This is a genomic window from Tsukamurella conjunctivitidis (assembly GCF_007858475.1).
Taxonomy (GTDB): domain Bacteria; phylum Actinomycetota; class Actinomycetes; order Mycobacteriales; family Mycobacteriaceae; genus Tsukamurella; species Tsukamurella conjunctivitidis.
In genome coordinates this window covers 1-891 of sequence record NZ_VIGX01000057.1, presented here as the reverse complement: position 1 = coordinate 891, position 891 = coordinate 1, and the positions used below count along the sequence as shown (strand labels likewise).

Sequence of the window (891 nt, the reverse complement as noted above, 5' to 3'; positions counted from 1 at the left end):
CCGCCCGCGGCTGCGCGAAGGTGCGGATGTGTGGGACTGGCGCCGTTGGCGGCGTGGGTGTCCCCAGCGGTGCGTGGATCACCCCACCACTGGTGTCGTGGGAGTCGGGCCGAGTTCGGGTGCGGGCTTCCCGGTCCTCCACTGTGTCGCCTCGTGGGCGCACCCGACGCTACTCCTCCACGGGATCGCACCGGATGTGGTCTTCCCTGGTGACCCTCCCCATCCGCTTGGTTCCTCTAGAGTCACGCCATGGCACTGTTCCGGGACTCCATCCGTGCGCGCCTGCTCGTCGCCATGCTGGCAGGAGCGCTGGCCGCGGCGCTCGTCGGACTCTGCGGACACCTGGACCTCGGTCTGATGGCGGGGTGGGTGGTGGCCGCGGGAGGTTTCAGCACCACCACCTGGGCTCTCGTCTTCGGACTCGATGCCTCATCCACGCGCCTCCATGCCCGGGCGAACGACCCGGGACGTGGAATCGACGACACTTTGCTCGTACTGGCCTGTGTGGCCTCCGTCGCGGGTCTGATCCTGCTCCTGGTCAGGGTCGCAGGGGATCAGGCGACTCTCGGCGCAGTCCTTGCGGTGATGGGGATCCTGGCCTCCTGGAGCGCGATCCACACGCTGTTCACCCTGCGCTACGCCCACGCCTACTACGCCCAGGACGCCCGCGGCATCGACTTCAACGGGGACACCGCCCCCGACTACCGCGACTTCGCCTACATCGCCTTCACCCTGGGGATGACCTTCCAGGTCTCCGACACGAATCTCTCCACCAAGGAGCTGCGTCGGATGGCACTCAACCAGGGCCTGATCTCCTACCTGCTCGGGACCGTGGTCGTCGCCTCGACGATCAACCTCCTCAGCCAGCTGCTGGCAGGTTGAGGGAGCGCG

The 891-nt window shown here is 67.7% G+C and carries 1 protein-coding gene; it reads left to right on the top strand.

Features of this window, described 5'->3' with window-relative positions; genetic code table 11:
- Positions 1–249: 249 nt before the first annotated feature.
- Positions 250–882 (top strand): DUF1345 domain-containing protein, encoded by a 633-nt coding sequence (locus FK530_RS24315; protein ID WP_146489419.1) that lies wholly within the window; start codon positions 250–252, stop codon positions 880–882.
- Positions 883–891 lie beyond the last annotated feature (9 nt).